Origin of the sequence: Sphingomonas sp., assembly GCF_025362505.1 — a bacterium.
In the GTDB taxonomy this organism is placed as follows: Bacteria; Pseudomonadota; Alphaproteobacteria; order Sphingomonadales; family Sphingomonadaceae; genus Sphingomicrobium.
This window is the reverse complement of record NZ_JANYGG010000047.1, coordinates 1-3,304: the sequence shown is the minus strand read 5'-3', so window position 1 is coordinate 3,304 and position 3,304 is coordinate 1. Positions and strand designations below refer to the sequence as shown.

General features: G+C 67.0%; 2 protein-coding genes and 2 pseudogenes. 2 read left to right on the top strand and 2 right to left on the bottom strand.

Annotated elements, in window-relative coordinates:
* Window positions 1-166: pseudogene (locus Q0R27_RS03930) on the bottom strand (ISL3 family transposase); the annotation flags it as partial.
* A gap of 342 nt (window positions 167-508) precedes the next feature.
* Here Q0R27_RS03930 and istA point away from each other — a divergent pair.
* Together istA and istB are read left to right on the top strand one after the other, a co-directional pair.
* Window positions 509-1,990 (top strand): IS21 family transposase, encoded by a 1,482-nt coding sequence (istA, locus tag Q0R27_RS03925; protein ID WP_293941107.1) that lies wholly within the window; start codon window positions 509-511, stop codon window positions 1,988-1,990.
* Complete coding sequence (gene istB / locus Q0R27_RS03920) at window positions 1,987-2,841, top strand: IS21-like element helper ATPase IstB (protein ID WP_293941104.1); 855 nt, start codon at window positions 1,987-1,989, stop codon at window positions 2,839-2,841. Before istA ends, istB begins: the two co-directional genes overlap by 4 nt.
* Before the next feature lie 130 nt (window positions 2,842-2,971).
* Here the strand turns inward: istB and Q0R27_RS03915 are convergent.
* Window positions 2,972-3,304 (bottom strand): annotated as a pseudogene (locus tag Q0R27_RS03915) (transposase); the annotation flags it as partial.

Here is a 3,304-nt window from a genome sequence, read left to right as displayed (position 1 = left end):
CCAACCAGCGCTCCTCCAGGAAAGGCTGGTGGCGGTTGAGCAGGCTTGGAGCCGGAGCGCGTCTGTAGGGAATGAACTCGCCTGCCCGCAGCCAGCGGCGCACGGCGTTACGGGCCACCCTGGTCCGGCGCACGATTTGCTTGATCGGGATCCCTTCGGCGTGCAGCCGCTGGACGACCTCGAAGCGCGCGTGGCGGCGGCTCGGGGGCGGGGCTGCTGGCGCGGCAACCGGAATGGGCAGCGGCGCACGTGGATGGGAGGTAGGTGAAGCTGATTGCTGCGCGACAATCAAGGTGAGAAAGCCCGACAATCAGGATGAGAAGGTCGTTACGCGGCTGATGTCGTAGGGCGGGCGAAGCCCGACCGGAGGCGCTAGCCGCGTAACGAGCAGCCTGCGCTTCTTTGAGGGGAGCGATGGATCAGGTGACCGCGACCGGTCGACGGTGTGGATTGGCCTTCCCGATGGAAGACCTGTCCCTTGCCCGGCCGCCATGTCACCGACCACCAGATGAGGCTCTACATGACCTTCCGACAGACAGACGGCCCGGCGGTGAGCGCCGCCAAGGCCGCGATCAGCCCGGCGACGGCCTATCGCTTCGAGCACGACCACCGGCTTCCGTCCTTGCAGAAGGGCGTGCGGGGGCGCCGACGTCCCGATCCGCTCGCCGACTTCTTTGACGCCGAGGTCGTGCCGATGCTGAGCGCGGCGCCAGGGCTGCGCGCGGTGGCGGTCTTCGACGAGATGCAGCGGCGCCATCCCGATCTGTCGGCCGGCGCGCGCCGCACTCTGGAGCGGCGCATTCGGTCATGGCGTGCCCTTTATGGCGCCGATCAGGAGGTGATATTCCGCCAGGTCCAGGAGCCCGGCCGCATGGGGCTGTCGGACTTCACCGACATGGCCGATCTCGGCGTGACCGTCGCCGGGCAACGGCTCGATCACCGACTGTATCACTTTCGGCTGGCTTACTCCGGCTTCGAGCATGCGCACGTGATCCTTGGCGGCGAGAGCTACGTCGCCCTGGCCGAGGGGCTGCAGAATGCGCTGTGGGCGCTGGGCGGCGCGCCGCTTGAGCATCGCTCCGACAGTCTCTCGGCGGCGTTCCGCAATCTGGATCTCGACGCCCGCCTCGACCTGACCCGGCGCTATGACGCGCTGTGCGCCCATTACGGGATGCAGCCGACCCGCAACAACCGCGGCGTCGCGCATGAGAATGGCGCCATCGAGAGCGCGCACGGCCATCTGAGGAAAGCCATCCACGACGCGCTGCTGATGCGCGGCACCGGCGACTTCGATGACCTGGCCGGCTATCGCCGCTTCGTCGACGAGATCGTCAGTCGCAAGAACGCCCATCACGTCAAACGCATCGAGGCCGAGCGGCCCGCCTTGCAGCCGCTGCCCGGGCAGCGGACGTGCGATCATGAGGAGGCGCTTGTCACCGTGACCTCCTCAGGCGGCTTTACCCTCAAGAAGGTCTTCTACACCGTGCCGTCGCGGCTGATCGGCCATCGCCTGCGGGTATGGCTCTATGACGACCGGCTCGAGGTGTTCATCGGCGCCACCTTGCTGATGACTTTGACGCGCGGACGTGCGCCGGGGACCGGCAAGCGCGCCCACATCGTCGATTACCGCCACGTCATCCACGCGCTGCGGCGCAAACCCATGGCATTGCTCAACCTCGTCTACCGCGACCAGCTATTCCCCCGTGACGCCTACCGGCTGACCTTCGACCGGTTGCTCGAAAAGATGCCGGAAGCGTCAGCCTGCCGCCTGATGGTCAGCTTGCTGGCGCTCGCGCATGAGCGCGGCTGCGAAGCCGAACTCGCGACCCTGCTCAGCGCCGATCTCGCCGCCGCCCAACTCCCCGATCTCGCCGCGCTGCGCGCGCGTTTCGCGCCGGATCCCGCCACGCTGCCCGATGTCGTCGTCCATCTCACGCCGTTGGTCGACTATGACCAGCTGCTCGGCGTTAGCCGGGGAGAAGCAGCATGACCCGGGCCCTTCAGACCGGAGCCATCGATAGCGCCCGGCTCACCCTGATGCTTAACGATCTCCGCCTGCCCGCGATCAAGCAGGACTGGCCCGACCTGGCCCAGCGGGCGGACAAGGAGAGCTGGCCGGCCGCGCGCTTCCTGGCCACTCTCGCCGAGCACGAGATCGCCGAACGCGACCGCCGCCGCCTCACGCGACACCTCGCCGAGGCTCAGCTCCTGCCCGGCAAGACCCTCGACAGCTTCGACTTCGACGCTATCCCCACGATCTCCAAGGCGCACGTTTTGGCAATCTGCGCCGGCGACAGCTGGATCGACAAAGGCGCCAACCTGCTGCTGATCGGCGGCCCGGGCGGCGGCAAAACCCATCTCGCCTCCGCCATCGGCCTGGCGCTGGTGGAAAACGGCTGGCGTGTGCTGTTCGCCCGCACGTCAGACCTGGTGCAAAGGCTGCAGGTCGCGCGCCGCGAGCTGGCACTTGAAGCCGCCATCAACCGGCTCGATCGCTTCCACCTGCTGATCCTCGATGACCTCGCCTATGTCAGCAAGGATCAGGCGGAAACCTCCGTCTTGTTCGAACTCATCAGCGCCCGCTACGAACGCCGATCCACCCTGATCACGGCAAACCAGCCATTCGGAGCCTGGGGAAAGGTCTTTCCAGACCCCGCCATGACGCTCGCCGCTGTCGATCGCCTCGTCCACCATGCCACGATCTTCGAGATCAACGTCGACAGCTACCGAAGGCGCGCCGCACTCGAACGCAAACACAAGGGCGCCGGACGGCCGCAAAGCTACGCGACAATCAAGGACCTCGACGCCGTGTCGCTCCCCGACAACCAATCACCAACATAGGTCTTGCCAGCGACATTCAGAATGAACAATCTCATTGCCGTTGCGGTCACAGAGTCTCACCCTGATTGACGCGCTCCCTCATCCAGATTGTCGCGCGACAAGCTGATGGGGCGCAAAGCCGCACCGCGTCGCGCAGCTGCGGCTGATGCCGCTCGACGACGCGGCGCAGGGCGTCGGACGCGTTCACCAGCAGGTGCCAGCGATCGGCGACCTGGATGGCGCCGGGTGCGCCGGTGCGGGCCGCGTCGGCATATGGGCCGGCCCGGTCACGACTGACCACCGCAACGTCAGGGTGGGCGGCAAGCCAGCGTGCCACCGGCTCGGACGAGCGGCCCGGCAGCAGGTCGATCACGCGGCGCCGTTCGAGGTCACAGACGATTGTGCCGTAATGGCGTCCTCGCCTCCATGCCTAGTCGTCAATGCCCACGACCCGGGGCGTAGGCCTAGGCGGAAGCGGCGACCG

Excerpts from the sequence above, each read along its gene's own strand:
- istB (WP_293941104.1), top strand. The coding sequence starts at position 1,987 with ATGACCCGGGCCCTTCAGACCGGAGCCATCGATAGCGCCCGGCTCACC.
- istA (WP_293941107.1), top strand. The coding sequence starts at position 509 with ATGAGGCTCTACATGACCTTCCGACAGACAGACGGCCCGGCGGTGAGC.